General features: G+C 63.0%; 25 protein-coding genes. 15 read left to right on the top strand and 10 right to left on the bottom strand.

What is annotated here, in order from left to right; all coding sequences use genetic code 11:
• Window positions 1–25 precede the first annotated feature (25 nt).
• Complete coding sequence (locus HELO_RS00245; protein ID WP_013330805.1) at window positions 26–922, top strand: NAD(P)-dependent oxidoreductase; 897 nt, start codon at window positions 26–28, stop codon at window positions 920–922.
• Window positions 923–987: 65 nt separating this feature from the next.
• Here the strand turns inward: HELO_RS00245 and HELO_RS00250 are convergent, their stop codons facing one another.
• Complete coding sequence (locus HELO_RS00250) at window positions 988–1,959, bottom strand: GntR family transcriptional regulator (protein ID WP_041601820.1); 972 nt, start codon at window positions 1,957–1,959, stop codon at window positions 988–990.
• Between the two features lie 50 nt (window positions 1,960–2,009).
• Complete coding sequence (locus HELO_RS00255) at window positions 2,010–3,539, bottom strand: UxaA family hydrolase (RefSeq protein ID WP_013330807.1); 1,530 nt, start codon at window positions 3,537–3,539, stop codon at window positions 2,010–2,012.
• A 302-nt stretch (window positions 3,540–3,841) separates the two neighbouring features.
• Between HELO_RS00255 and HELO_RS00260 the strand changes: the two genes are divergently transcribed.
• The 11 genes from HELO_RS00260 (at window position 3,842) to ruvX (ending at window position 15,658) form a co-directional block, all read left to right on the top strand.
• Window positions 3,842–5,146, top strand: a complete 1,305-nt coding sequence (locus tag HELO_RS00260; RefSeq protein WP_013330808.1) for an L-fuconate dehydratase — start codon at window positions 3,842–3,844, stop codon at window positions 5,144–5,146.
• A gap of 183 nt (window positions 5,147–5,329) precedes the next feature.
• Window positions 5,330–6,382, top strand: coding sequence for a TRAP transporter substrate-binding protein (locus HELO_RS00265; protein ID WP_013330809.1), 1,053 nt, complete (start codon window positions 5,330–5,332; stop codon window positions 6,380–6,382).
• Window positions 6,383–6,443: 61 nt separating this feature from the next.
• Complete coding sequence (locus tag HELO_RS00270; protein ID WP_013330810.1) at window positions 6,444–6,929, top strand: TRAP transporter small permease; 486 nt, start codon at window positions 6,444–6,446, stop codon at window positions 6,927–6,929.
• Entirely contained in the window at window positions 6,926–8,182 is a 1,257-nt protein-coding gene (locus HELO_RS00275) for a TRAP transporter large permease (protein ID WP_013330811.1), read from the top strand. The genes HELO_RS00270 and HELO_RS00275 overlap by 4 nt, the downstream gene beginning before the upstream one ends.
• A gap of 25 nt (window positions 8,183–8,207) precedes the next feature.
• Window positions 8,208–9,635: an FAD-binding oxidoreductase gene (locus HELO_RS00280; RefSeq protein ID WP_013330812.1), complete on the top strand. Its 1,428-nt coding sequence runs from the start codon at window positions 8,208–8,210 to the stop codon at window positions 9,633–9,635.
• Window positions 9,636–9,666: 31 nt separating this feature from the next.
• A complete protein-coding gene (locus HELO_RS00285) occupies window positions 9,667–10,839 on the top strand; it encodes a fumarylacetoacetate hydrolase family protein (RefSeq protein WP_013330813.1) in 1,173 nt (390 codons plus the stop codon).
• A 51-nt stretch (window positions 10,840–10,890) separates the two neighbouring features.
• The gene (locus HELO_RS00290; RefSeq protein ID WP_013330814.1) at window positions 10,891–12,468 is read left to right on the top strand and encodes an aldehyde dehydrogenase (NADP(+)); all 1,578 of its coding nucleotides are present in this window, start codon (window positions 10,891–10,893) and stop codon (window positions 12,466–12,468) included.
• A gap of 105 nt (window positions 12,469–12,573) precedes the next feature.
• A complete protein-coding gene (locus tag HELO_RS00295) occupies window positions 12,574–13,314 on the top strand; it encodes a CvfB family protein (protein WP_013330815.1) in 741 nt (246 codons plus the stop codon).
• Window positions 13,315–13,465: 151 nt separating this feature from the next.
• A complete protein-coding gene (gene gshB / locus HELO_RS00300) occupies window positions 13,466–14,425 on the top strand; it encodes a glutathione synthase (protein ID WP_013330816.1) in 960 nt (319 codons plus the stop codon).
• A gap of 181 nt (window positions 14,426–14,606) precedes the next feature.
• A complete protein-coding gene (locus HELO_RS00305) occupies window positions 14,607–15,164 on the top strand; it encodes a YqgE/AlgH family protein (RefSeq protein WP_013330817.1) in 558 nt (185 codons plus the stop codon).
• Between the two features lie 62 nt (window positions 15,165–15,226).
• A complete protein-coding gene (gene ruvX / locus HELO_RS00310) occupies window positions 15,227–15,658 on the top strand; it encodes a Holliday junction resolvase RuvX (RefSeq protein WP_013330818.1) in 432 nt (143 codons plus the stop codon).
• On the opposite strand, the gene HELO_RS00315 is transcribed toward ruvX, so the two are convergent.
• The 3 genes from HELO_RS00315 to HELO_RS00325 all read right to left on the bottom strand — a co-directional run bounded on the left by HELO_RS00315 (window position 15,655) and on the right by HELO_RS00325 (window position 18,940).
• Window positions 15,655–16,299: a hypothetical protein gene (locus tag HELO_RS00315; protein ID WP_013330819.1), complete on the bottom strand. Its 645-nt coding sequence runs from the start codon at window positions 16,297–16,299 to the stop codon at window positions 15,655–15,657. The two genes, ruvX and HELO_RS00315, sit on opposite strands and share 4 nt — an antisense overlap.
• Before the next feature lie 117 nt (window positions 16,300–16,416).
• Window positions 16,417–17,445, bottom strand: a complete 1,029-nt coding sequence (gene pyrB, locus HELO_RS00320) for an aspartate carbamoyltransferase (RefSeq protein ID WP_013330820.1) — start codon at window positions 17,443–17,445, stop codon at window positions 16,417–16,419.
• A gap of 43 nt (window positions 17,446–17,488) precedes the next feature.
• A complete protein-coding gene (locus HELO_RS00325) occupies window positions 17,489–18,940 on the bottom strand; it encodes an aminotransferase-like domain-containing protein (RefSeq protein ID WP_013330821.1) in 1,452 nt (483 codons plus the stop codon).
• 167 nt (window positions 18,941–19,107) lie between these two features.
• Here HELO_RS00325 and HELO_RS00330 point away from each other — a divergent pair, with 167 nt between their 5' ends.
• Both HELO_RS00330 and HELO_RS00335 read left to right on the top strand, forming a co-directional pair.
• Window positions 19,108–19,275, top strand: coding sequence for a DUF1127 domain-containing protein (locus HELO_RS00330; protein ID WP_198410715.1), 168 nt, complete (start codon window positions 19,108–19,110; stop codon window positions 19,273–19,275).
• A gap of 95 nt (window positions 19,276–19,370) precedes the next feature.
• On the top strand, window positions 19,371–20,240 hold the full coding sequence (locus tag HELO_RS00335; protein WP_013330822.1) for a PhzF family phenazine biosynthesis protein: 870 nt from the start codon (window positions 19,371–19,373) through the stop codon (window positions 20,238–20,240).
• Window positions 20,241–20,253: 13 nt separating this feature from the next.
• Here the strand turns inward: HELO_RS00335 and HELO_RS00340 are convergent, their stop codons facing one another.
• The 4 genes from HELO_RS00340 to hmgA form a co-directional block, all read right to left on the bottom strand.
• The gene (locus tag HELO_RS00340) at window positions 20,254–21,471 is read right to left on the bottom strand and encodes a multidrug effflux MFS transporter (RefSeq protein ID WP_013330823.1); all 1,218 of its coding nucleotides are present in this window, start codon (window positions 21,469–21,471) and stop codon (window positions 20,254–20,256) included.
• A 172-nt stretch (window positions 21,472–21,643) separates the two neighbouring features.
• Window positions 21,644–22,288: a maleylacetoacetate isomerase gene (maiA, locus tag HELO_RS00345; protein ID WP_013330824.1), complete on the bottom strand. Its 645-nt coding sequence runs from the start codon at window positions 22,286–22,288 to the stop codon at window positions 21,644–21,646.
• Between the two features lie 19 nt (window positions 22,289–22,307).
• A complete protein-coding gene (locus HELO_RS00350; protein ID WP_013330825.1) occupies window positions 22,308–23,327 on the bottom strand; it encodes a fumarylacetoacetate hydrolase family protein in 1,020 nt (339 codons plus the stop codon).
• Between the two features lie 55 nt (window positions 23,328–23,382).
• Window positions 23,383–24,690: a homogentisate 1,2-dioxygenase gene (hmgA, locus tag HELO_RS00355; RefSeq protein WP_013330826.1), complete on the bottom strand. Its 1,308-nt coding sequence runs from the start codon at window positions 24,688–24,690 to the stop codon at window positions 23,383–23,385.
• A 114-nt stretch (window positions 24,691–24,804) separates the two neighbouring features.
• Here hmgA and HELO_RS00360 point away from each other — a divergent pair, with 114 nt between their 5' ends.
• Window positions 24,805–25,263: a MarR family winged helix-turn-helix transcriptional regulator gene (locus tag HELO_RS00360; RefSeq protein WP_013330827.1), complete on the top strand. Its 459-nt coding sequence runs from the start codon at window positions 24,805–24,807 to the stop codon at window positions 25,261–25,263.
• A gap of 29 nt (window positions 25,264–25,292) precedes the next feature.
• Here HELO_RS00360 and bhcR read toward each other — a convergent pair whose 3' ends face one another.
• On the bottom strand, window positions 25,293–26,129 hold the full coding sequence (gene bhcR, locus HELO_RS00365) for an HTH-type transcriptional regulator BhcR (RefSeq protein ID WP_013330828.1): 837 nt from the start codon (window positions 26,127–26,129) through the stop codon (window positions 25,293–25,295).
• Window positions 26,130–26,299: the final 170 nt, after the last annotated feature.

Raw genomic sequence — 26,299 nt, forward strand, 5'->3', positions numbered from 1 at the left:
ATCCATGCATCACAGGGAGACAATCATGCATGACATCAGAACGATTGGGGTTCTCGGTACCGGTATCATGGGTGGTCCGATGGCTGCTCGACTGGCCCGGGCTGGCTGGCCGCTCAAGGTGTGGAACCGTAGCCGCGAAAAGGCCATGGCCCTTGCCGATGCCGGAGACGTTACGCTGGTCTGTGAGCCGCACGCGGCGGCGACGGATGTCGATGCGTTGATCGTCATGTTGAGTTCGGGACCGGTGTGCAATGAAATCCTGCTCGGCGAGCATGGGGCTCTGACAGCCATGCGTCCCGGCAGCCTACTGCTCGTGATGAGTTCGATTCCTGTGGGGACTGCTCGCCAACAGGCAGGCGCAGCGCGCCGGCATGATATCGCCTATCTGGATGCCCCGGTATCCGGCGGAGAGCGTGGTGCGATCGAGGGAAACCTGGCAATCATGGTGGGCGGAGGGGCTTCGGCGTTCGCCCGGGCCGAATCGCTGCTCGGCGTGCTGGGAAGCCCGGTTCATGTCGGCCCTGAGGGCTGTGGTCAGCTTGCCAAGCTCGCCAATCAGTTGATCGTCGCCAACGGTATTGCCACGGTCGCCGAGGCGTTGTTACTGGCTGAACGCGGCGGTGCCGATCCCGCACGGGTCTGCGAGGCGTTGCAAGGAGGTTTCGCCGACTCGACGATTCTGCGTGTCCATGGTCAGCGCATGCTCGAGGGCTATCACGAGCCGGGCGGCCCGGCCAAATGGCAGAGCAAGGACACCCGGACCGCGATGGCATTCGCCGATAGCCTGGCTCTCGAATTGCCGGTCAGTCGGCTGGTTGATCGACTTTTCAATGAACTCGTCGAGCACGGCGACGGCAACCTGGATCACAGTGCGCTGATCCGCGAACTGCGACGTATCAATCGGTTACCGGTTGAAGGCTGATATCCGTCGCAGAGCGACTGTCTTGCACAGAGCCCGAAGCGATTGCCAGCCTGGAGGGGAGTCGTTCAGGCCCAGTTCAGGTAGCTTGGTTTTGCCACTTCACCATCATCGTGGAAGGCCTTCAGGCGTTCCTGAACCTTTGCTTCCGAACGAGCCAGATGCGTGTGAAGCGCGTGGCCTGCTTGAGAATGTCGTTCGGACAACATTGCTTCGAAAACCCGGCGGTGGTCGGCAAAGAATGGATCCTCGAGGGGCATCGCCACGCTTGCCCCTAATAGGTGCTTGCTGACGAGAAGAATTGGGCGAGTTCGTCTTAGCATGGTGAAAATTTCGCGATTTTCGCCCATTTGGAGCACGTCGTGATGAAGGTCATGCTCCAAAGCGTCCAAGAGGGTCCCTGGAATGTCCGGGTAGCGCTCTTCGGCGTCGTTTAGGCGCGCCAGATAGCCGACAAGGTCCTCCCGCGGCATCCGTCGACTGGCACGTTCGACCATGAATGGTTCAAGTTGACGTCGCGCTTCGTAGAGTTGGTTGAGACGCTTACCGTCGAGCGGTACTACTTCCCAACTGCTGTACTTGACCTTCTCGATCAATCCGAGTGACTGGAGTTGAAGAAGGATGCGGTGGGTCACGGTGCGACTGACGCCGAGTGACTTGGCCAGCTGCAGTTCGTTGAGCTCCAGAGGCCCTTTCATCGAGCATAAGACGACGTCACGCTCCACACTTTCGCTCAGGTGGCGCCAAGAATCGAGACGCTCGATTGATGCCTTGCCCCCCGTAGCGCGAAAGTCGGCGGCGGTCAGTGACCGCCGCACCCGCTTGGCGGGCTGCTGACCGATCAGATAACCACGTCCCTCGAAGCGGCTGATCATTCCCTCGTCATGTAGCCGAGCCAAGGTTTGGCGTACAGGCGACCGGCTGACGCCGAAGATCTCGGCGATAGGCCCCTCGAGCAATACCAGTCCAGGCTCGAGATGGCCCTTGGTAATGCCGGTGCTCAAGGCCTCGTAGAGCTGCTCGTTGAGTGTCTTGGCCATTGCTTTACTGTGCCTTGCCCAACATCTGCGTTTTGGTACGGGGTCACCCATCAGGTGACTGCCCCGACAAGCCATGGCACGAATTCGTTGTCGCCATATCCCAGGTCTTCGCTGGCGCTGAGTTTACCTGAGGCTACGGCGATAATCCGCTCGAATATTTCACGGCCGACATCGTCGATATCGGCTGCGCCGTCGATGATGGTACCGCAGTTGATGTCCATGTCTTCCTGCATGGCTTCAAACATGCTTGTGTTGGTGGCCAGCTTGAGACAGGGCGCCGGCTTGAATCCCGATACCGAGCCGCGGCCGGTAGTAAAGCATACGATATTGGCTCCGGCGGCAATTTGCCCGGTGACCGACACCGGATCGTAACCGGGGCTGTCCATGAAGTTGAAGCCCGGTTGTTGGCACGGCTCGGCGTATTCCAGGACGTCGTTGAGGCTCGAAGACCCGCTCTTGGCCACTGCGCCCAGCGATTTTTCGAGGATCGTCGACAACCCGCCTGCCTTGTTGCCGGGCGAGGGGTTGTTATTGAGTTCAGCGCCGTTGATACGCGTGTAGTGCTTCCACCAGGTGATCCGTTCTAGCAACTTGCCGGCCACCGAGGCATCGACGGAACGATCAAGCAGCAGGTGTTCGGCACCATAGATTTCAGGTGTCTCGCTGAGGATCACCCGACCACCATGAGCGACGATCAGATCCGCTGCATGGCCCAGCGCCGGGTTGGCTGTGATGCCCGAATAGCCGTCCGAGCCGCCACACTGCAGCGCTACGGTCAGATGCGACAATGGTGCCGGACGGCGCTCGACAGAGGGACACTCTCGAGCCATCTTGACCAAGCGTTCACAGGCCAGGCGCACGCTGGCGCGAGTTCCCCCGGCTTCCTGGATGTTGAAGTAGGCCAGACGCGAGCCATCGTCGAGACCTGATTTCGCGACCAGTTGCTTGACCTGGTTTGTCTCGCAACCCAGGCCGATGATCAGGACAAAGGCGAAGTTGGGATGACGGGCGTAACCGGCAAGCACCCGCTCGAGAAAGGCAAAGCCCTCCGATTCGGTGTTCATCGCGCAGCCTGACCCATGAGTCACAGGTACCACTCCGTCATAGCCCAGAGCGGCGAGTTCACCGCTCTCATTGAGTGATGATGCGACCATCTTGGCAACCGTGGCCGAGCAGTTCACCGTTGACAGGATGCCGATATAGTTGCGCGTGCCGACCTGACCGTCAGCCCGGTGATAGCCATCGAAGCGACGCTCCTGCTCGGTTATTGGTGTCCGAGGGAAGGGCTTGAAGCCTTGCAGCGTGGTATCCCGCTCGCGCATTTCCAGGTTTTGGGTATGCACGTGCTCACCAATTCCGATAGCGCGACTGGCAACGCCGATGACCTGACCGTACTTGACGATCTCGCCGCCAGCAGCGATTGGCGACAGAGCGACCTTGTGTCCGGCGTCTATGTTGTGGGCGGCCACATGCCCCCGGTCGTCGACCGGCATGCCCTCGGGCAACGGCCTGGCTGCGACGCCGACGTTGTCGTGAGTGTTGAGCCGGATCACTGCCGGTCGATCATTGATGAGTTCCATATTGCACCTCGCTGTGCGGTTGTCGGGTCCGATCGAGCCGAGTGCATACCAGAGCCGGAGAATGTTCGACTCATCGATATCCTTCCACATAATGACTATTGCGCACAATAATCAAAAAACTCGAACTGCATGACCTTGCTCGGCTTCTCTCATGCGGGCTGGGGACTTCCGGCATCGCCTTGCTGATAAACAAAAGGAATCGTAAGGATAAATTTTTTATTGGAAAGTTATCGTGATTCGCACATACCTTGCCTGTAGAGCAATTGCCCGGCCAGACCGGTAATCGTCCACAGGAGTTGACCATGACCACCATCACTCGCCTCGACGTTCGCGACATTCGTTTTCCGACTTCTCGCGATCTCGACGGCTCAGACGCCATGAACGCGGCGCCGGACTACTCTGCTACTTACGTGATCCTCGACACTGACTCCGATGGTGGTCACCAGGGACACGGGCTGACCTTTACCATCGGTCGTGGCAACGAGGTGTGTGTCGCCGCTGTTCGCTCACTGGCCTCGCGTATTGTTGGCCTCGATCTGGAAACGATTACTGCCGACATGGGGCGCTTCTGGCGCGACCTGACCGGTGGCGATAGCCAACTGCGCTGGCTGGGGCCGGAAAAGGGGGTCATACATCTAGCCTGTGCGGCGATCGTCAACGCAGTGTGGGATCTCTGGGCCAAGCGTGAGGGGAAGCCGGTCTGGAAGCTGTTGGCCGACATGACGCCCGAGGAACTGGTGCGTTGCCTGGACTTCCGCTTCGTCAGTGACGCTCTAACGCCTGGAGAGGTCCTGTCTATTCTACGGCGCAACGCGGCCGGCAAGCCTGATCGCGAGGCGCATGTGCGTGACGCGGGATATCCCGGTTACACAACTTCAGCGGGCTGGCTCGGCTACTCCGAGAACAAGATGCGCTATCTGGCTCGGGAGGCACTGGAGTCCGGATGGGAGCACTTCAAGCAAAAAGTCGGTGGTGACCTGGAGGAAGACCGTCGCCGGGCACAGATCCTGCGCGAGGAGATCGGTTGGCAGCGTAGCTTGATGATGGACGCGAACCAGATGTGGGATGTCGACGAGGCAGTCGCCAACATGCGTAGCCTGGCCGAGTTCGCGCCCCTCTGGATCGAGGAGCCCACCAGCCCCGACGACATCCTCGGGCATGCCGAGATCCGAGAGCGTCTGGCGCCCTTGACCGGTGTTGCCACCGGAGAGCACTGCCACAACCGGGTGATGTTCAAGCAGCTGCTGCAGGCGGGTGCAATCGACTACTGCCAACTCGACGCAGCCCGTCTCGGCGGACTCAATGAGGTGATCGTGGTGCTGCTGCTGGCCGCCAAATATGGCGTGCCGGTCTGTCCCCATGGTGGTGGTGTCGGTCTTTGCGAGTATACCCAGCACATCTCGCTATTCGATTACATCGCTGTCTCGGGGTCTCTGGAAGGGCGTTTACTTGAGTACGTCGATCACCTGCACGAGCACTTCGTCGATCCAGTGCGCATCGAGCGTGGCCGTTATCGGGTGCCCGAGTCCCCAGGCTATAGCATCACCATGCACGCTGATTCGCTCGAACGTTATCGCTTTCCCGACGGCGACGCCTGGCAGCAATGATGACGATGGCCCATGCGACCATTGATCAAGCTCTGTCGAGTTTCAAGTGATGTAAGTTCAACATATGCGATGCATGAACGAACATTAATGGAAAACAATAGTTCATACGCGGTCGTTTCGTGGTGCTCCCACCCGGCCGCACGCCACGTGTCCGCTCACGTCAGCCATACCAAGGAGCCAAGCATGAAAACAACCAAAATGACCCGTCTGACCTCATTGATTGGCAGCGCCCTCCTGAGTCTGACCGCCTTGCAGGCCAACGCCGCCAGCGAGATGCCACCGATACCCGACATCAGCGGCGACGTCGTACAGGCCGATGGTGACTTCAAGATCAAGTTCAGTATCGGTACCACCGAGTCGGGCGCACAGTATCGTGGTCTCGAGTACTTCGAGAAAATTGTCGAGCAGCGTAGCGACGGCCACATTCAAGTTGAACTGTTCCCCGGCGCGCAATTGGGTGACGACCTGCAGGCGGTCAGCGCCTTGCAGTCCGGCACTCTAGAGATGACCGCTCCCTCGACCTCGCCGTTGGTCAGCATGTTTCCCAAGTTCGCTCTCTTCGATCTGCCTTTCCTGTTCCCCCGGCCGGAGGTGGCTGATGAGGTGCTGGACGGTGAAATCGGTCAGCAGATGCTGGAGGAGGCCTCGACCAACGGCCTGGTGGCCATTGGCTGGGCGGAAAACGGCTATCGTCAGTTGACCAATAGCCAGCAGGCAGTGTCTTCGCCGGAAGATTTGGCGGGACTCAAGATTCGCACCATGCAGAATCCTATTCATCTCGACATCTGGCGCACTCTGGGTGCCAACCCGACCCCGATGTCGTTCGCCGAGCTTTTTACGGCGTTGGAACAAGGCGTGGTTGATGGTCAGGAAAATCCTTGGATCACCATCCAGTCCTCCAAATTCAACGAGGTCCAGGATTACGCCACGGAGTCCAACCACGTTTACACGCCGTTTATCACCTTGGTCTCGGAACGCTTCTGGAATCGGCTTCCGGCAGACTATCAGCAGCTGCTGCGTGAGGCTGCTACGCAGATGGGTGAGTACGAGCGTCATGTCAGCCGCGCCATGAATGACCAAATCAAGCAGGAGCTGGTTGATTCGGGCATGCAAATCACCGAATTGACGCCGGAGCAGGTCAAGGCCTTCCAGGAGAAGGTGGCACCCGTGTATGACAACTGGCGTGATCAGATCGGCGGCGAACTGATCGACGAGGTTCGCGCGGTCTCCCAATAATTATCGACAGGCATCGGGCGAGCGAAGGCGTTCGCCCGTCGCAACGCATTCGGAGGGATCCATGAACGTATCCCGACCCTCGCCTGGTCCGCTCGCTCTGATCAAGACTACCCTGGAAATCGCCGTTGGTCTGTTGGTGATCGGCGTGGTCTTCTGTGTGGCTGCCAACGTGTTTGGCCGCTTCGTTCTCAACTACTCCTACGCCTGGGCCGAGGAACTCTCCCGTGTCCTGTTCATTTGGCTTGTACTGCTCGGTGCTGGGCTGGGCAGCATCGATGGTGAGCACGTTGCCGTGGACTACTTCAAACAGAAGGCCTCTAGCCCGCTGAAGACGCTGTTCGGCTTGCTGTCGATCGCCATCATTTATGTCGTCTGCCTGTGCATCCTGCTCGGTTTCCAGGACCAGGTGTCCGGCTTCACCAGTGCCACGCCGATGCTGAAAATTCCCAAGACTGTGCTCTACAGCGCCATGCCCGTCATGGCTGTCCTCACCTTGATTGCCAACACCCTGGCGCTTTATCACCTGCTCAGGAGGAGGCCGCAATGATTCTGTGGAGCATTCTCGTCGGCCTGGTGATCTGCATCGTTATCGGTCTACCGATCTCGTTCGGGTTGGCGGCGATCAGCCTGTTCATCTTCTTCTATGCCGACTATTCGCTGTCACCTATCGTTGCCCAGGCAGTCAACGGCCTCGACTCCTTCCCGCTGCTGGCGATTCCTCTGTTCATCCTGGTCGGCGAAGTGATGAGCCAGGGCGGTATTGCCAAGCGTCTGGTACGTCTGGCCAGTGCACTGGTTGGCTTCATCGCTGGCGGATTGGGCCAGGTGGCAGTGTTGACCTCGATGTTCTTCGGCGGCATCAGTGGCTCGGCGGTGGCCGATGCTTCTGCCGTGGGCAGCATGATGATCGAGCCGATGAAACAGCATCGCTACAGCGGCTCGCTGGCTACCGCAATTGTGGTAGCGGCCTCGGTGGTGGGAATCATCATTCCACCATCGATTCCCATGATCCTGTTCGGCGTGGTGACCAATACTTCGATCTCGGAGCTGTTCATGGCCGGTATCGTGCCCGGCGTGCTGATCACGCTGGGGCTGGCAGTGACTACCTTCTTGCAGGCCCGCAAGACTGGCAAGGGACAGCCTTTCGACATCCGTGAGTTGTGGTTGGCACTCAAGGAATCGGTACTGGCGCTGCTATTGCCGGTGATCATCGTTGGCGGGATTCTCTCCGGAGTCTTCACGCCTACCGAAAGTGCGGCAGTCGCGCTGATCTACGCCATCGTGGTGTCGATGTTTGTCTATCGTAGCCTGACGCTGAAACGTTTTTTCCGGCTGTGCATCACTACTGGCCGGCTGACCGGTGTCGTCATGCTGTTGCTGGCCTTTGCCAGCGTGCTGGCCTGGCTGCTGACTGCAAATATGATTCCACAGCAACTGGTCGTCAGCTTGTCGGCAATCACCGAGAACAAGTTGCTGCTGCTTCTGCTGCTCTCGTTGTTCTTGCTGGTGGTCGGCTTCTTCATGGACCTGACGCCGGCGATGGTGGTTCTCGCACCACTGATGACACCGGTGGTGGTCAAGCTGGGAATCGACCCGGTTTACTTCGGTGTACTGATGTCGTTCATCCTCGGCCTGGGGCTGATAACACCGCCGGTAGGCACTGTGCTTTACGTGGGCTGTGGCGTCGGGCGTGTCGGCATGGAGCAACTGGTCAAGAGCCTGCTGCCCTTCTACCTGACGCTACTCCTTCTGCTGGCGGCTTTCCTGATCTTCCCCGGACTGATCCTCTGGTATCAATGACGTCACGTCACGCAAGGAGACGACAATGGCGAGCGACCCCGTGACACTCAATGAATTCCTGACCGAACGGCTCGGCGCTGGCGGGGTTGTAGATGATCCCAACGACCTGCTCCGTTACATCACTGACTGGGCCGGTGATCATCGAGGTAAACCGCTGCTCGTCGCTCGGCCACGGACCACTGAAGAGGTGGCAGAGATTGTTGCCCACTGTCATTGCCATGGGATTCCGATGGTCGCTCAGGGCGGCCATACCGGTTTGGTGGGCGGTGCTCAGCCCGATGCCGAGCGGCCGGAATTGGTGATCAGCCTAGAGAGGCTGAGCCGGATTCGTGAAATCGATCCACTCAATTTCACGATCAGTGTCGATGCCGGCTGCGTGCTGCAGTCAGTCAAGGACGCAGCCATGGAGCACGATTGCGATTTCCCGCTGAGTCTCGGCGCCCAGGGAAGTTGCCAAATCGGTGGCAATGTCTCCACCAACGCCGGCGGGCTCAACGTGCTGCGTCACGGCATGATGCGACAATTGGTGCTGGGCCTCGAGGTGGTGCTACCAGACGGTCGGGTATGGAACGCCATGCACGCCCTGCACAAGGACAATCGTGGCTATGATATCAAACAGTTGTTCATCGGTGCCGAAGGCACCCTGGGCATCGTTACCGGTGCCGTGCTCAAATTGACGCCCCGGGCGCAAGCAACGCGCACTGCGTTGGTCGCGGTACCCGATGTTGCCGCTGCGCTGGCACTTTATGGCCAGGCAAGACGCAGCTGCTGCGATCTGCTCAGTGCCTTCGAACTGATCCCGCGGGCCTGCCTGGAACTGGCCTTTGAAGCTGCCCCGGACCTGCCGGACCCCTTCGACACAGTTTATCCCGTCTATGTCCTGCTGGAGGTTGCCGCCAGTGGTTCGGTCGATCTTGATGCCATGATCGAACACCTCTTCGAGCATGGCACAACAGCAGGGATGGTTCTTGATGGCGTGCTGGCTGGTAGCGACGCTCAGGCCGAGCGTCTATGGCAGATTCGTGAGCGCATGGTCGAAGGTCAGCAGTTGCGCGGCGAGCACCTGCGTACCGATATTGCCCTGCCGATCTCCTCACTTGGTGATTTCTTCCACACGGCCAGCCGAGCGATGGCAGCTCGTTCACCCGAGACCATGGTGATTGCTTATGGGCATATCGGTGACGGCAATCTGCACTTTAATCTCTTGCCACCAGCCGACCTGGATCTGGCCGCCAAGAAGACGCTGCTTCACGACCTGGAAGCTGCATTGTTCTCGCTGGTCGATGATTATCACGGCAGCATCAGTGCCGAACACGGCATTGGTCGAGTCAAGCAGACGTCCTTTCTGAATGGCCTCGATGCGACGGAGCGCGAACTCTTCGAGGGGATCAAGGCACTGTTCGATCCTGACGAATTAATGGCTGCCGGTCGGATTCTGCCGCGTACGCGCTAGCTTCACACTCCTTCTGCTCATAGGAACCCTCATGCAGTCCATCAATCTTCGCCATTGCCTGCCGGATGACATGGACCACGCCCTGCTGGTCGGCCGGGCGTGGCGCGAAACGCCACATCCAGGTCCCGCTATCGTGGTGGTTCGGGGCGGAGAGGTCCTCGACATCTCCTCGCGGATCCCGACGATGGCCGATTTGCTCGACCTAGACGATCCTGTGTCCTTCGCTCGTGATGTCAGCGGCGTATCGCTTGGCTCGGTGACGACTCTTCTGAGCAACTCTCTTGATGACGACTCCGCCACGACTCGACTACTGCCGCCCTGCGACCTGCAGGCAATCAAGGCCTGCGGAGTGACTTTCGCGGTCAGCCTGCTCGAGCGGGTAATCGAGGAACAGGCTGGCGGCGACCCGCAGCGTGCCAGCGAACTGCGCCGTGAGATCCAGACGCTGATCGGCGGCGACCTGTCGCGAATTCGCCCTGGTTCGCCCCAGGCCATGGCGCTCAAGGAGAAGCTGCAGGCGCGAGGCGCCTGGTCCCAGTACATGGAGGTGGGCATCGGCCCTGATGCCGAGGTGTTCTCCAAGGCCCAGATACTCTCTTCGATGGGCTTTGGTGACAGTGTCGGCCTGCATCCCGCCTCACGCTGGAACAATCCCGAGCCGGAGATCGTGCTGGCCGTCGACAGTCAGGGGCAGGTCAAGGGCGCCACGCTCGGCAACGACGTCAACCTGCGCGATATCGAAGGGCGCAGCGCCCTGCTGTTGAGCAAGGCCAAGGACAACAACGCATCCTGTGCCATTGGCCCCTTCATCCGGCTGCTCGACGACCGCTTCACTCTCGACACGATTCGCCAAGCCCAAGTCTCGCTGCGTATCGAGGGCAACGATGATGGTTTTGTGCTGGAGGACACCAGCGACATGCGTGAGATCAGTCGCGACCCACTGGAACTGGTGTCCCAGACTCATGGTGCCCACCACCAGTATCCAGATGGCTTCATGCTGTTCCTCGGTACCATGTTTTCTCCCATCGCCGATCGTGACGGTCCGGGCCAGGGGTTCACCCACCACCTTGGTGACAGTGTGACTATCGCCACTCCGAGTCTCGGTGCGCTGGTCAACCGTGTTGATCGCAGCGACCAACTGCCTCCGTGGACCTATGGCTTGCGCGACCTGTTTGCCCATCTCGCTCTTCACGACCAAAAGTGATTCGCGGGCCATGCCGTCCAATGACAGCATCTCAACAGCAAGGAGCAACGCATGACACTCGAAGGCAAGCAACTGATTGGTGCCCAGGCCGTCTCGGCTGAAGGCGCTGTGATCCAGGCAGTGAATCCCGCCACCAACGAGCGTCTCGACCCGGGCTATCCCGCCGCTGGCAAGGCCGAAGTCGAGCGGGCCTGCGAACTGGCCTGGGCGGCCTTTGATACCTATCGCGAGACCGGCCTCGAAGCCCGTGCGACCTTCCTCGAAACCATTGCCGATGAGATCGAGGCCATCGGTGAGCCGCTGATCGAGCGTGCCGTGGCGGAAGCGGGGCTGCCGCAAGCGCGTATCCAGGGCGAGCGCGGTCGGACATGCGGCCAACTGCGCCTGTTCGCCAGCGTCGTGCGTGCCGGTGAATGGCTCGACGTGCGTATCGACCCGGCGCTGCCGGATCGCCAGCCGATGCCGAGGGTCGACCTGCGCCAACGCCACGTCGCCCTGGGCCCTGTCGCGGTGTTCGGTGCCTCGAACTTCCCGCTGGCGTTCTCGGTGGCCGGTGGCGACACCGCCTCGGCGCTGGCCGCCGGTTGCCCGGTCGTGGTCAAGGCCCACTCCGCACATCCGGGAACTTCCGAGCTGGTCGGCCGTGCCATTCAGCGCGCGGTGCAGAAGTGCGAGCTGCCGGAAGGTGTCTTCTCCCTGCTGTATGGCTCCGGGCGCGAAGTGGGGCAGGGCTTGGTGAAGGATTCCCGCATCAAGGCCGTGGGCTTCACCGGTTCGCGTTCCGGCGGCACCGCACTGATGGCCGCCGCCCAGGCGCGTCCCGAGCCGATCCCGGTCTATGCCGAAATGAGCTCGATCAACCCCGTGTTCCTGCTGCCCGAAGCGTTGAAATCCCGGGCCGCGGCGCTGGGTGAGGCCTTCGTCGGTTCGCTGACCATGGGTGCCGGTCAGTTCTGCACCAACCCCGGCCTGGTCATCGCCGAGAAGGGCGAGGGCCTCGACGCCTTCGTGGCAGCCGCCGGTGAGGCAGTGAAGGGGGCGGCGGCCCAGACCATGCTCACCCCGGGGATTCATGAAGCCTACAGCAAGGGGGTCGAGAGCCTGGTGGCCAGCGACAAGGCTCGCGAAGTGGCCCGTGGGCCAGTCGGCGAGGGCGCCAACCAGTGCCAGGCCGGTCTGTTCGTGGCCTCCGCCAAGGACTTCCTGGCCGACGAGGCCCTGCAGGCCGAGGTCTTCGGTGCCACCTCGCTGGTCGTCGAGTGTGCCGATCAGGACGAGGTCAAGCGCGTGGCCGAACACCTGGAAGGTCAGTTGACCGCCACCCTGCAGATGGATGATGCCGATGCCGAAACGGCCCGTGGCCTGCTGCCGATCCTCGAGCGTCGCGCCGGCCGCGTGATGGCCAATGGCTGGCCCACCGGGGTCGAGGTGTGCCACGCCATGGTCCACGGCGGTCCGTATCCGGCCACTTCGGATTCACGCACCACCTCGGTGGGCAGTGCCGCCATCCACCGCTTCCTGCGTCCGGTGTGCTATCAGAACCTGCCCGAGGCCCTGCTGTCCGAAGCACTCAAGGATGGCAACCCGGCCGGCGTCAGTCGCCTGGTCGACGGCAAGCGCGAAGCCTGAGAGTTCTCTGTCTGACCGATATGGTGATATCTCGGGCCGACGGCTTTGTCTGCTGGCCCCTTCACGACATAATGGCGCCACACTTCTCTGCTTGGTACGTCTGCCATGTCTGACTCTCACCATCGCTCCGCTTCCCGCGCTGGCCATTCCCGTCGCGAGCCCATGCGCCGGGCCAGGGAGCCCCGGGCCAGTGTCGGCGATGTGGCTTATCTGCCGGTGGTGACAGTCAACGAGACGGGGGCCTTCCTCGATTGGGGCCATGCCCACGATCTCCTGTTGCCCTTTGGTGAGCAGCGCTTTCGTCCCACGGTGGGTCGCCGGGTGCTGGTGATGATCGCCGAGGACGACCGTGGCCGGCCGTTCGCTTCCCAGCGTCTCGATCGCTACCTCGACGATCATGCCGAGGGGCTCTCCGCCGGTGACGCCGTGGCGTTGGTGATCGCCGAGCAGACCGACCTGGGCTACAAGGCAGCGGTGGATGGTCGGTTCTGGGGGCTGCTCTACCATGACGATGTAACGCGGCCGCTGCGCCGCGGTCAGCGCCTGAAAGGTCACGTGAAACGGGTGCGCGATGATGGTCGTCTGGACCTGTCGTTGCTGCCGACCGGCTCGGCACGGCTCGATGCGGTGGGGGAGACGGTGCTCAAGGCGTTGCGCGAGAGCGGCGGTTATCTTCCGTTGGGTGACAAGAGCTCGGCCGCCGAGATCAAGGCGCGGCTGGGTGTCAGCAAGGGCGCCTTCAAGCAGGCCATTGGCCGACTCTACAAGCAAGGGCGCATCAGCCTGGAGCCCACGGGTATCCGCCTGGTACCTGGCGGGAATCAGGACTCTCACGGAACCTCGTAGCGAAGCGCCCAGGGATGGAGTTACGGCGCCTCCTTGAAGGCCTGCCGACGGATCAGCGCTTTGCCTACTACTTGAGCCCGAGCGCCTTGGTGCGCTTGCCGGCCATGCGGCATACTGGCCGCATTGACCCTTTACTCCGGAACCCGATTCGATGAACGATCGTCCCCTCAAGGTCGGCGTGGTGATGGATCCCATCGCCGATCTCAGCTACAAGAAGGACTCCAGTCTGGCGATGCTGTGGGCCGCCCAGGATCGCGGCTGGTCGCTGCACTATATGGAGCAGGAAGACCTGTTCCTGCGCGATGGTCGGGCTCACGCCCGCTGGCGCGAACTCGAGGTGTATCGCGATCCCGAGCACTGGTATGCGCTGGGTGAGTCCCGGGTCGCGCCGCTCGCCGAGCTGGACGTGGTGCTGATGCGCAAGGATCCGCCGGTGGACGGCCGCTTCCTCGATGCCGTGCATCTGCTCGGCTTCGCCGAACGCGAGGGCGTGCTGGTGGTCAACCCGACCCGCGCCCTGCTGGAGTGCAACGAGAAGCTGTTCGCCCAGCAGTTCCCGCAGTGCTGCGCGCCGACCCTGGTGTCCAGCCGGGATACCGAGATCCGCGCCTTCCACGCCGAGCATGGCGACGTCATCCTCAAGCCCCTGGACGGCATGGGTGGCAGCGGGATCTTCCACGTCGGCCCCGAAGGCCGCAATCTCGGGGCGGTGATCGAGACGCTGACCGAGCGGGGCACTCGACAGGCCATGGCCCAGCGCTATCTGCCGGAGATCAAGGACGGTGACACCCGCATCCTCCTGGTGGAAGGCGAACCGGTCCCCTATGGCCTGGCCCGGGTACCCATGGCCGGCGAGACGCGAGGCAATCTGGCCGCCGGTGGTCGGGGTGTCAGCCGCGAACTCACCGACAGGGACCGCTGGCTGGTCGAGCAAGTGCAGCCGATGATCCGCGAAAAGGGGCTGATGTTCGTCGGCCTCGACGTCATCGGCGACTACATCACCGAAATCAACGTGACCAGCCCGACCTGTGTGCGCGAGATCGACGATCAGCGCGGCACCGATATCGCCGGCTCCTTGATGGATGCTATCTCTCGGCGTCTCGCCGGGTAGAGGTGGTACAATCGACGTGAAATGCCGAACTCGGTCAGGCTGCGCTGGACACCGTTCGAGATGCCGTGCCCTGTCGGCCCTTCGATGCGGGCATGGGCAAGGGGCGAGTCGTTCCTCTGCGCGCCTGGTGCTTCGGCGAAGGCAAATATTACGGCGTTCACTAAGTCCGCCGGGGAGTCCCATGCAAAGTTTGAAAAACCACTTCCTGATGGCAATGCCGCACCTGGAAGATCCCAATTTCGCCGGCACGCTGAGCTATCTGTGCGATTACGACGAAAAGGGCACCATGGGGGTGATCGTCAATCGTCCACTGGAGCTGACCCTCGATGCGCTCTTCGAGCAGCTCGAGCTCGAGGGGAGCGACAGCCCGCACCGCAACGTGCCCGTCTATTATGGTGGGCCGACGCACAAGGATCGCGGCTTCATCCTGCACGAAGGGGGCAGCGAGGACTGGGATTCGAGTCTTCAGGTGGCCGATGACATCGCCCTGACCACCTCCATGGATATCCTCCAGGCCCTGGCCGTCGGCCGTGGCCCGGAGCGCTTTCTGGTCTGTCTCGGCTGCGCGGGTTGGGAATCCGGCCAGCTGGAATCCGAGCTCAAGGACAATGCCTGGCTCACCGTGGAAGGTCGGGCCGATATTCTCTTCGAGGTGGAGCCCGAGCAACGTCTCGGCGCCAGCGCCGGCATTCTCGGCGTCGACCTCAACCTGATGACCCGCGAGGCGGGGCATAGCTGATATGCAGGGAAGGGTCTGCGCTCGGCGGGTTCGCGGAGCATGTCCGCCGGGGAAGGGTGCCGATGAGTAGCCAGCGCCTGATCCTGGGCTTCGATTTCGGTACCCGACGCATCGGCGTGGCGGTGGGCAACGAGCTGACGCGCAGTGCCAGGGCACTGGACCCGCTGCCGGCGCGTGACGGCATTCCCGACTGGACGCGGGTCGCCCGGCTGGTCGACGAGTGGCGGCCGGATCTTTTCGTGGTCGGCCTGCCGCTCAACATGGATGGCACCGAGAGTGACATGAGCACCCGGGCGCGCAAGTTCGGCAAGCGCCTGTTCGGTCGCTACGGCATTCCCTGCGAGATGGCCGACGAGCGCGGATCGACTCGCGAGGCCAAGGCCATCGCCCGCGATGCCGGGCATCGCGGCAATTATCGCGACGATGGTGTCGATGGCCTGGCGGCCGTGCTGATTCTTGAAGGCTGGTTGGCCGATCAGGAAGGCCTTCCTTAAGCAACTTCCTTCTCGCCGCGATACTTCTCCTCGAAATCTCCCACCTCGACGCAGGTGAATCTCTCGATGAAAAAGGCGAGGGTCGAGGGGCGCTGGAAGCTCTCCTCGAACCGCTCTTCTTCATCGCCCTGGCCCCGAATCACGCTGGCGCGATAATGCTCGCCCTCCCGGCGGACATTGACGGTGGCGGGGCGCGAGGCGTCGCGTTTTTCCACCTTCAACTCGCCCTGTCGTTCGAGCAGCTCGCTCAAGGTCCGGCCGCCTTCGAGCTCGCCTGGCGTCGCCCAGACGTCCTGGTCGCGATTGCCGTAGCGGAACAGCAGCAGGGTCGGCAGTGCGGTGAAAATGATATTGGCCAGCAGCCAGGTGAGCTCGGCGCTCGAGGGCGACGTCGTGAACAGCAGCCAGACATTCACCGCGATGCCGAGGGCGAGCAGGCAGGCGAAAGGGCGCCAGGTGCGCCAGCTCATGACCTGTCGGCCGAGGAAGTAGCCCCAGAGTCCGGCGACGGTCACGGCGCCGATGGTCAACTGGACCAGTGAGAATGTCGTGCCGCCGCCCATCAAGAGGGCAATGACGCCCACGGCGAGCAGCACAGTATAGAAGATTGCCAGCAGGATATAGGCGCGTTGCAGATTCATCGGCTCGCCTCTCCTTGTCGCGTTGAATCCGTGCAGGCCGCCGACTCATGTCGGCGGCCTTTCTGCCAGCTTAGGCGAAACTCGCCGATCAGGCCTCCCCTGTCAGTCAGCGGTCCTTCAGCGCTCGACGTCGTCCACGCCGACGGTCTTCGGCACGAACCAGGGCACGTCACGCATGTCCTTCTCGACCAGGTCTTCGACCTGGAGCAGGGTCGCGAAGATCGCCATGCGCATGGGGATACCGTTGTCGGTCTGGCGGAAGATCGCCAGGCGCGGGTCGCCATTGAGGTCCACGTCCAGGTCGTTGGCGTCGGGGCGACTGTCGCGCGGCAGCGGGTGCATGACGATGGCGTGGTCGTTGACTCGCTGATCCATGAAGGCCTTGTCCACGGTGTAGTCCCGCGAGAGGCTGAAGCCCTCGCTCATTTCGGCGGTGAAACGCTCCTTCTGGATGCGGGTGGTATAGACCACGTCGACGTCCGAGAAGTCGCCGGCCAGGTTCTCGCGGGTCTCGACGCGGTGGCCGCGGGAGGCGACCAGCTCGACCAGGTGCTGTGGCATTTCCAGCCCCGGCGGCGAAACCAGCGTGATCCGCATCGGCGCGTAGAGCGACAGCAGCTTGATCAGCGAATGCACGGTGCGGCCGAACTTGAGGTCACCGGTGAGCAGGATATGGGCACCAGCCAGCTGCTTGCCGCGCAGGGCGAATTCCTTGTCGATGGTGTAGATGTCGAGCAGCGCCTGACTGGGGTGCTCGCCGGGACCGTCGCCGCCGTTGATCACCGGCACATTGGTGGCCTGGGCGAATTCGGCCACCGAGCCCTGCTCCGGGTGGCGCATCACGATGGCGTCGCAGTAGCCGCTCATCACCCGGCTGGTGTCGTAGAGCGACTCGCCCTTGGCCATGGAGGAGAAGGTGAAGCCGGTAGTGTCGCAGACGCTGCCGCCCAGCCGACAGAAGGCCGCGTGGAAGCTGACTCGAGTGCGGGTGCTGGCTTCGAAGAACAGATTGCCGAGGACCGCACCTTCCAACACTCTTGTGACCTTGCGCCGCTGGGCGACCGGTTCCATACGGGCGGCGACACGAATCAGGTGATCCACATCATCGCGTGACAGGGAATCAACGGAAAGCAGATGGGAGCTCATACGGGCCTCGGCTGGCGGTTGAGATGGCGAGCCTAGTGTAACGTCACGACAGGGTCGCTTCACTGTCTGGGTATTCCAGCATTTCCCCGGCGAGTTCGCCGACGCGGCGGATAGCGGCTTCGAGCGAGGCGGTGGGGCGCTCGGCGTAGTTGAGCCGCAGGCAGTGACGATACTTGCCTGAGGCAGAAAACATCGGCCCTGGCGCCACGTGCAGGCGTTCGGCAGCGAGTCGTTCATTGAGCCGGGGAGTGTCGATGGGGCCGGGAAGCTCCACCCACAGCAGGAAGCCTCCCCGGGGTTGGCTGATGCGGGTGCCGTCAGGGAAGCTCTCGCTGACCCAGTCGGTCATGATGTCGCGCTGGCGCTGGTAGCGGCGGGCGATCTCGCGCAGATGGCGCTGGTAATGCCCCTTTTCGATGAAGGCGGCGACGGCACGCTGGGGCTGAGTCGCCGAGGCGCCGGTGGAGACGTATTTCTCGTGCAGGGCGCGGTCGCGGTATCGCCCCGGTGCGATCCAGCCGACCCTCAGTCCGGGCATCAGGCTTTTCGACACTCCGCTGCACAGCAGCACCCGTCCCTCGTCGTCGAAGGCCTTGATGGCCTTGGGGCGGGGCGACTCGAAGGCCAGGTCGCCATAGATATCGTCCTCGATGATCGCCACATCGTAGCGTCGGGCCAGCCTGATCAGCTCACGCTTGCGTGATTCGGGCATGGTGTAGCCGAGCGGATTGTTGCAGGTCGGCGTGATCTGGATGGCTCGGATCGGCCACTGATCCAGCGCCAGTTCCAGTGCCTCGAGGCTGATGCCGCGGCGCGGGTCGGTGGGGATCTCCATCACCTTGAGGCCGTGCGCCTCGAGGATCTGCATGGCGCCGTAGAAGCTGGGCGAGTCTACGGCCACCACATCGCCGGGAGCGGCGAGCATGCGTAGCGCGATGGCCAGGGCTTCCTGGCAGCCGGTGGTGATGACCACGTCATCGGGATGCAGCAGGCAGCCGGATGTCGTGGCCAGGCGCGCCACCTGCTGACGCAGCGGCGGGTGGCCGGCCAGGCTGTCGTAGCCGAGATCGCGAGGGTCCGGATCACGGTGCAGACCGGATAGCAGTCGGCCGAGCGGTTTGAGGGTTGCAGCGTCCAGGGCGGGCGTGCCGGCCCCCAGGCGACGAGGCTGATCGGCACTCGGCGCCGAGCCGACCATGGCCAGCACCTGATCCCATTGTGCGACCTCGAGTGGCCGCTGGGCGGGGCGGGATACCGTCGGCAGGTCCCGCGGCCGGGGGCGCGGCAACACATAATGACCGGAGCGGGGGCGTGCGGCGGCAAGTCCCATTTCCTCCAGTCGCGCATAGGCGCTCTGCGCGGTGGTGACACTGATTCCCTGTTCGCGACACAACTCGCGAATCGAAGGGAGTCGATCGCCGACCGTATAGGTGCCCTGAGCGATACGGCGGGCGAGAAGGTCGGCGACGTCGTCGTAGCGTGTCGAGGCTGTCATCGCGAAGCCCTGGTAGAAGCGGTACAGATGAGCGAAAAGTGCTCGGTACAGGTGGAGTGATCGTGCAACTGTACCCTATATAAAGAGTGATTCTGAATCTGTATCGGTTGTGGTGTCGAGCTTAGCCTGTCGGGACACCCATGAAGGGCAACGACAGGAGTCCGGCCATGATGCATGTTCGTTTGGCGAACTGGAGGCTGGCCTGGCAGCGCCAGTGGCAGCGTCATTACACCCGCCGCCGGCTGCGTGACCTCGATGCGCGGCTTCTCGACGATGTCGGCATCAGTGCGGCCCGGGCCGAACACGAAGCGCGCAAGCCGTTCTGGCGACGCTGAGTATCGGCAGGGTCGTGTCATGGCCTCTATGCTGGAGGGGCCGGGCCGAGGTTGTGGCTTCGAGGGAAACACGACAATTCGATACAGGAGGTTTCATGCCCAGTCCACTCTCGCGTTACTACCTGCTGGATGTATTCACCGATACACCGCTGGCGGGCAATCCGCTGGCCGTGTTCCTCGATGCCGGGAGCATGGAGGCCTCGGACATGCAGGCGTTCGCCAACGAGCTCAACCTGGCGGAAACGGTCTTCGTGGGGGCGCGGCAGGCAGAGAACGACTTTCCGATACGTATCTTCACGCCGAGCCGCGAACTGCCGTTCGCCGGCCATCCGACCATCGGCACGGCACACCTGCTGGCCGCCCAGGGGCTGGTGGATACCACGCAGCCGTTGATACTGAGGGCGCCGGTAGGACCTCTGGAGGTACGTTTCGAGGGGGAGCTGGCGCGCTTCACCACCGCCGTGCCGGTCGAGGTCGGTGCGAGTTCGCTGGGACGTGCCGCCGCCGCCACGTTGCTCGGTCTTGAAGCGTCGGCGATCGCCGGCGACCCGGTCCAGGCCTCCTGCGGATTGCCGTTCCACCTCATTCCACTGGATAGCGAAGCCTCGCTGGCGAAGGTGGTGCCGGACATCGGGCAGTGGACGCAGCATGTCTCGCCCAGCGGGGTCGACCAGGTCTATCTGTATGTGGAGAACGGCGAATCACTGGCGACACGCACCTTCATTCGCGAGTTCGCCGGCTTGAAGGAAGATCCTGCCACCGGCAGTGCGGCATCGGCGCTGGCCGGCTACCTGGGGACCCGGGATCGGCTCGACGACCGCCAGTGGCGCATTCGCCAGGGTGTGGACATGGGGCGCCCCAGCGAGATCATCGCCCGGGCCCGACGCGACGGCGAACAGGTCCGGGTCGAGGTCGCCGGGCAAGCCTGCCTCGTCGGCGAGGGTGCCTTCTACCCCCGGGACTGACTCGGCGCTTCCTTCACTTCGCCGGCGAAGGGCGGGTCTCGGCCTGCCGCGAGGCGGGCCGGGCCAGGCACCAGAAGCTGGCCATCGAGAGCACGCCGGCCAGGCCGATCGTCAGGGCCATGGCCTGAGAGGTGCCGTCATGGAACTGGCCGACCAAAGTGCCGATCAGTGCCGCCACGGTCATCTGCAGAAAGCCGAACAGCGAGGAGGCCGAGCCGGCGCATTGCGGGTTGGGCGCGAGGGCTCCCGCCATGCTCTGGGGCATCAGGATGCCGAAGCCGACGAGAAACAGGATGTGCGGGCCGATCACTGCCCAGGCAGCGTAGACACCGGCAAAAGCCAGGCTGGCCATGGCGGTACCGGCCAGGGCGCACATCAGGGTGGCGTATTGCAGCAGGCGGTCGCGTCCCAGGCGATGGCTGTAGCGGCCGCTGACCAATGACCCGACGAAGAAGCCCGCGACGATCAGCATGAAGCCGATGCCGTACTGGAAGGGCGTCAATCCCATGAAGTCGATCAGCACGAAAGACGAGCCCGAGAGAAAGGCGAACAGGCCGGCAAAGCTGGTGGCGTTGGTCAGGGTATAGCCGATGAAGGTGCGCTGGGTCAGCAGCATGCGGAAATTGGCCAGGATCGCGCTGGGCTGTATCGACTGGCGCCGCTCGGCAGGCAGTGGCTCGGGCATCGCGAATATCAGCAACAGCAGCATCGCTACGGCGTACAGCGCCAGCAGCGTGAAAATGGCTTGCCAGCCGAAGAACAGCAGCAGGCCGGCACCGATGACCGGTGCCAATGCCGGTGCCAGCGCCATGGTGCTGGCCATGTAGGAGAGCACGCGGCTGGCCTCGATGGGGCCGAAGATGTCGCGTACCGCGGCGCGGGCCAGTACCGGCCCGGTGGCGCCCCCGAATGCCTGCAGGAAGCGGCCGATGAGCAGGGTTTCGATATTGCTGGCCAGCATGCACATCAGGCTGGCGAACAGGAACAGGCCGAATCCCGCGATCATCACTGGCCGGCGCCCGAAACGGTCGGAGATCGGGCCACAGAACAGCTGGGCCAGGGCGAAGCCGGCCATGTAGAGGCTCAGTGTCAGCTGTATCTCGTCGGGACCGGTCGACAGCGCTTCGGCCATGCTGGGCATGGCGGGCAGGTACATGTCGGTGGCCAAGGGACCCAGTGCGGTCAGGGTGGCCAGTAGCGCTATGGTCGCGGTCGAGGTCAGCCTCAGCACGTGCTGCTCCATGGATGAGTGATGATCGTCAGGGACGCGACAGGCGGGCACGGTCTGTGCCGTGCCCGCCTGTTGTCTGCGGCGCCTTATGGATCGAGCTGTTCCAGACTCGTCAGCGTGATCGCCTGGGCATGGCGGTAGCGACGAGATTATTTAGACCGCTCATTATAACTCAGTTTGCATCTGGCTGCTCGCCGGGGGCGGCGAGCCGGAAGGCATCCAGGGCGCGGGCGTTCTCGGTGATGCGTCGGATCCGCGGGTAGGCCGAGAGGTCGCATTCGAAGCGTTCGGCGTTGAAGACCTGTGGCACCAGGCAGATGTCGGCCAGGGTTGGCGCATCGCCGTGGCAGAAGTCGCCGCTGCCGGACTCTCGGCTGAGCATGCTCTCCAGGGCGGAGAAGCCCTGGTGGATCCAGTGGCGATACCAGGTCTGCTTGGCGTCGTCCTCGACCCCGAGTTCATTCACCAGGTACTTGAGCACTCGCAGGTTGTCGAGCGGGTGGATCTCGCAGGCCACCACCTGAGCCAGCGCCCGGACCCGGGCGCGCTCCTCGAGTTCGCCGGGCAGCAGGGCCGGCTCCGGGTAGCGCTCGTCCAGATATTCGCAGATGGCCAGCGACTGGGTGAGCCGGATCCCGTTGTCGGTCATCAACATCGGGACCAGGCCCTGCGGGTTGTGGGCGAGAAAGGCGTCGTCACGCTGTTCGCCCTTGACCAGGTTGATCGGAGCCTGGTCATAGGCCAGGTTCTTCAGGTTAAGCGCGATGCGTACCCGGTAGGCGGCCGACGAACGGAAATAGCCGTAGAGTGTCGTCATTTGCCTGCCTCCTTGAGGGTCAGTGCGGTTGATATTTCACGACCTGCTGGTCGATGGCGCCGAAGATGCTCTGGCCTTCGCGGTCGAACATCTCGATGCGCACCCGGTCGCCGAAGCGCATGAAGGGTGTCTTGCTGTCACCGTGGAGGATCTTCTCGACCATGCGCACCTCGGCCAGACAACTGTAGCCCACTCCGCCGTCCGTGACCGGCTTGCCGGGCCCGCCATTGGCGTCCGGGTTGGAGACGGTGCCCGAGCCGATGACGGCACCGGCGCCCAGGTGACGGGTGCGGGCGGCGTGAGCGACCAGCTCGGGAAAGCCGAAGATCATGTCGGGGCCGGCCTCGGGTTCGCCGAACTTGTCGCCGTTGAGATGAACGCTGAGCGGCAGGTGGACGCGACCGTCACGCCAGGCGTCGCCCAGCTCGTCCGGCGTCACGCAGATCGGCGAGAAACTGGAGGCCGGCTTGGCCTGGAAGAAGCCGAAACCCTTGGCCAGTTCCCCGGGGATCAGGCCGCGCAGGCTGACGTCGTTGACCAGCATCACCAGCTTGATGTGGTCGGCGGCGGTCTCGGCGCCGACACCCATGGGCACGTCGTCGGTGATCACGGCGATCTCGCCTTCGAAATCGATGCCGTGCTCCTCGCTGACCGCCTCGATGTCCTCGGTGGGGGCGATGAAACGGTCGCCGCCGCCCTGATACATCAGCGGGTCGGTCCAGAAGGTTTCCGGCATCTCGGCGCCTCGCGCCTGACGCACCAGTTGGACGTGGTTGAGGTAGGCCGAGCCGTCGGCCCAGTTGTAGGTACGCGGCAAGGGGGAATGCAGTGCGGTCTGGTCGAGCTCGAAGGCGGCTTCGGCCTGGCCGTCGTTGAGCTGGGCATAGCGCTGCTCGAGGCGCAGTGCCAGGGCATCCCAGTTCTCGATGGCGGCTTGCAGGGTCGGTGCGATGTCGGTGGCGCGCACGGCGCGGGTCAGGTCGCGCGAGACCACGATCAGTTCGCCGTCGCGGCCTTGGTTGAGAGAAGCGAGTTTCATGGTGTCGTTCCTGTGCGTGTCAGAGGGTACTTGTCGTCCGGAGTAGCTTGTGTGCTTAGCGTGTTGCCGGGTCGAAGTGCGAGCGCAGGGTCGACCAGACATCGACGTAGTCGCGCTGCCGGAAGTCGGCGTCCAGGGCGGTCTGCGTGGGGTGGAAGACATAGCGGCTCTCGAACATGAACGCCAAGGTGTTGCCGAGGTATTGCGGCGTCAATTCTGCCGCCGAGGCCTTCTCGAACGTCTCTGCATCCGGGCCGTGGGGCGACATGCAGTTGTGCAGGCTGGCGCCGCCGGGCCGGAAACCTTCGGCCTTGGCATCGTAGGTGCCGTGAATCAGGCCCATGAATTCGCTCATCAGGTTGCGGTGGAACCAGGGCGGCCGGAAGGTGTGCTCGGCGACCATCCAGCGCGGCGGGAAGATGACGAAATCGATATTGGCCATGCCGTCGGTGTCCGACGGCGAGGTCAGCACCGTGAAGATCGAGGGGTCGGGGTGATCGAAGCTCACCGTGTTGATGGTATTGAAGCGCGCCAGATCGTACTTGTAGGGCGCGTAATTGCCGTGCCAGGCCACCACATCCAGGGGAGAGTGATCCAGGCGGGTGGTCCAGAAGCGGCCGGAGAACTTGGCCACCAGCTCGATATCGCCTTCGCGATCCTCATAGGCGGCCACCGGGCTTTCGAAGTCACGCGGATTGGCCAGGCCATTGGCGCCGATGGGCCCCAGGCCCGGCAGCTCGAAGGGCATGCCGTAGTTCTCGCAGATGTAGCCGCGGGCGGCGTCGCAGTCGGCGGCGAGGCGGACCTGGAACTTGACGCCACGCGGGATCATGGCGATCTCGCCGCCGCTGACGTCTAGCTCTCCCAACTCGGTGCGCAGGCGCAGGCCGCCCTGCTGAGGGACGATCAACAGTTCGCCGTCGGCGTTGTAGAAGAAGCGCTCGGTCATGTCGCGGTTGCAGGCATAGACATGCACGCCACAGCCGCGCTGTGCATCGGCGTTGCCGTTGACGGCCACACTCAGCAGCCCATCGATGAAGTCGGTGGGCGCCTCGGGCAGCGGGACGGGATCCCAGCGCATCTGATTGGGGTCGGCGGCGGGATTGTCCAGAGGGGAGGTTGCCACCTTGCCCACTTCCAACGGCTCGTAGCCACTCTGTACCACCGAGGGGCGAATGCGATACAGCCAGCTGCGCAGGTTGTGATGGCGCGGCGCGGTGAATGCCGAACCGGAAAGCTGTTCGGCATACAGGCCATAGGGGCAGCGTTGCGGTGAATTCTGTCCCTGGGGGAGCGCTCCGGGGAGGGCTTCGGTGGCGAAGTGGTTGCGAAAGCCACATTGATAGTCGAGCGATGTTGTCATTATGGGTGACCTCACGGCATATGGTTTCAAATGAAACTATATGGTGAAGGTTAGCCGCGCATGGTTTCATGTGCAACTATTGGTTCGACGCACCTGCCGCCACCAGGATGACCCATGACAGACGAGAACCTATCGACGGACTTCGACCTCGAGCATTTTCTTCCCTATCGACTGGATCGACTGGCGGATCGCGTCAGCGAGGCCCTGGCACAGCTCTATGAAGCCCATTACGACTTGAATGTGGCGCAATGGCGGGTGCTGGCCTGGCTACATCATCGCCACGAACTGACGGCCAAGCAGATCTGTGCGGCGACGCGCATGGACAAGGCTCGGGTGTCGCGGGCCGTTCAGGTTCTCGAGGGGCGCGGCTTGATCGTTCGCCGCCCGTCGCCCAGGGACCAGCGCTTGCACGATCTACGCCTGACCGAGGACGGCCAGGCATTGATGGTCGAACTGGTCCCGCAGGTCAGGGCGTGGGAGGCGGAACTGGTAGCCCCGCTGACGACGGAGGAGTACCGCAGGCTGCTCGACATGATGGGGCGGCTCGAGCAACGGCTGCAGGATGGCGAGTGACTTGCCGGCGCTCCGGGAGCGCCGGCAAGTCAGGCCGGGATTTCGTCCGGGGCGGGCACGCGGCCGCCGAGTCGGGCGGTGATGTCGCTGGCGGCGTCGCGGACCAGCTCGCCGAGCTCCAGCAGCCGGGATTCGGGAATGCGGGCCACTGGGCCGGAAACGGAGATGGCGGCCAATGGGGTGCCGTGCTCGTCGTGAATGCAGGCGGCCACGCAGTGCAGGCCGACGGCATGTTCCTCGCGGTCGCAGGCATAACCGCGTTCGCGGATTTCGGCCATGCTTTCGCGCAGTGCCACCGGGTCGTGCAGGGTGTTGTTGGTGACCCGTGCCAGGCCTCGTTCGTCGAGGATGCGCTCGAATTCATCGTCCGGCAGCCAGGCCATCAACGCCTTGCCGACGCCGGAGGCATGCAGGGGCGCGCGAGACCCGAGGCGGGTGATCATGCGCATCATCTGCGGTGACTCGCTCTGGGCGAGGAAGACCGCCGTGCTGCCATCCCGGACACCGAGGTTGGCGGTTTCGCCGGTCTGGTTGGTCAGGCGGCGCAGGAACGGGCGGCTGGTGCCGACGAAGTCCCGTGCCTCGAGGAAGCTGTTGCCGATGCGGAAGGTCTTGACGTCGATCTTCCACACCCCGAGCTCGTTGTCCTGGGTGACATAGCCCTGGCTCTGCAGGGCCTGCAGCAGCCGGTGGGTCGTCGAGGGGGCGAGTTCCGACTGTTCGGCGATTTCGGACAGGGCCAGGCCGCCGGGGCTGCCTGCCAGGCGTTCGAGCAGATTGAGCCCGCGCACCAGAGACTGGCTGTGCCCACCGCTGCTCTTGCCGGTTGCCGGTCGTCCTGCTGTTCTGCGCCTGCCTTCGGTCACCTCGTCGTCTCCCGCGTTGCTGCCGTTGTTATTGACCTGGCCATCGAGGCGTTGCTCCTGAGCGCCTCGATGGAGCCGGCTTGAAAGCGTAACCGGCTCGTTGAATCGTCAGCATACCGTGTCGTGGCCAATCTGTCTCGCTTTCGGAAATGGTTTCCAGACTCATCTTT

The organism is Halomonas elongata DSM 2581, from assembly GCF_000196875.2.
Taxonomy (GTDB): Bacteria; Pseudomonadota; Gammaproteobacteria; order Pseudomonadales; family Halomonadaceae; genus Halomonas; species Halomonas elongata.